The 1,224-nt window shown below is 78.1% G+C and carries 2 protein-coding genes; both read right to left on the bottom strand.

Translation table 11 applies throughout. From position 1 onward, the window contains the following. A partial coding sequence (locus HMPREF9719_RS09285; protein ID WP_162857766.1) for a beta/alpha barrel domain-containing protein occupies positions 1-599 on the bottom strand: 599 nt, incomplete at its 3' end. Between the two features lie 77 nt (positions 600-676). Beyond that, on the bottom strand, positions 677-1,224 hold a 548-nt coding region (locus tag HMPREF9719_RS09280; protein WP_004601735.1), incomplete at its 5' end, for a Trp biosynthesis-associated membrane protein.

Here is a 1,224-nt window from a genome sequence, read left to right as displayed (position 1 = left end):
GAGGCGGCGCGCAGCACGTCGGCGGGGGCGAGCGCAGTCTGCCCGGCGAGCACCGCGACGGAGGCGGGCAGCCCGGCGGAGATCTCTGAGAGGGGCGCGGGCGTGGCCGCGGCGATCGCCCGCGCGCCGAGCTCCACGACCCGGCCCGCGCCGGCGGCGTCCCCGACGACGGGCACGGCGAGCATGCCCAGCGACTCCACCAGGTCGATGAGGCCCGCGGCGTGGTCGTCGGCGAGCAGGTCCGCGGGCAGCGGCACGGCGTCCGCGCCCGCGGCGCGCAGCTCGTAGACCTGGTAGGGGGAGAACACGAGCCCGGTCGCCACGACCGGCAGGCCGGATCCCGACAGCCGGGTGAGCGCCGGAAGACCCCCGGAGAGCGGGGAGATCGCCAGGTCGCAGGTGCCCGCCAGCTCGGCGGGGCTCGCGGCGGGGCCGGGCTGAGCGAGGATCGCGCAGCCTTCCCCGACGAGCGCGCGGTGCGCGTCGGCCGGGGCGGGCGCGCGCAGCGCGCGGGCCTTGATGTCGGCGAGCGGGACCGTGCCCTGCCGCCTCTCAAGCGCCGCGCGCTGCGCCGCCGGGATGCCAGGAACCACAGTCACCGCCATGGGAACCTCCCGCACTGTCGCGTACCTCGGGCCGGGCCCGGGAGTGCTGCGTGATACAGACAGGGAGAATTCTAGCCTAAGCCGTCCCGCTTCGCCGAGCCGGATTCTCCGCCTGACTCGAAGGCGCCCTCCCCCGGCTCGTCGTCGGCCTCGCGCTCGGTGGGGTCGATCCCCGCGTCGAGGGCGTCCCACACGGCGCGCTGCTCGTCCTCGCCGGCGGCGCCGCGGCGGCGCGCCGCCTCGATGCGGCCGGCGTCGCGCTCGTACTTCGTCGAGCGGCGGGCGTCCCCGCCCGGGGAGACGGCCAGCGCGATGGCCGCGACGAACGCCGCGGCGAGCGCGGCGATGGTCAACAGAGCCGGCCACGTCTCGGCCTGCGCGGCGAGCACCTCGGACCAGGGGGTGGCCTGCGCGGCCTCCTGGGAGCTCGCCGGCTCGGCAGACGCGATGCGCTGCACCTTCTCCGGGTCGGGGCCGCCGGCCAACAGCGTGACAGGAACGAGCGCGAGCGCCGCGGCGAGCGCGCCCGCGGCCAGGCCCGCGATGCGCCGCCCGATGCGACGCAGCGCCAGGCCCGCGAGGCCCGCCGCGGCGAGCGCGAGCGCCCCGGCGGAGAGCT

The organism is Corynebacterium otitidis ATCC 51513, assembly GCF_000296405.1.
Classification (GTDB): domain Bacteria; phylum Actinomycetota; class Actinomycetes; order Mycobacteriales; family Mycobacteriaceae; genus Corynebacterium; species Corynebacterium otitidis.
Note: the sequence above shows the minus strand (reverse complement) of the source record. Positions and strands in the feature narration are given on the sequence as shown.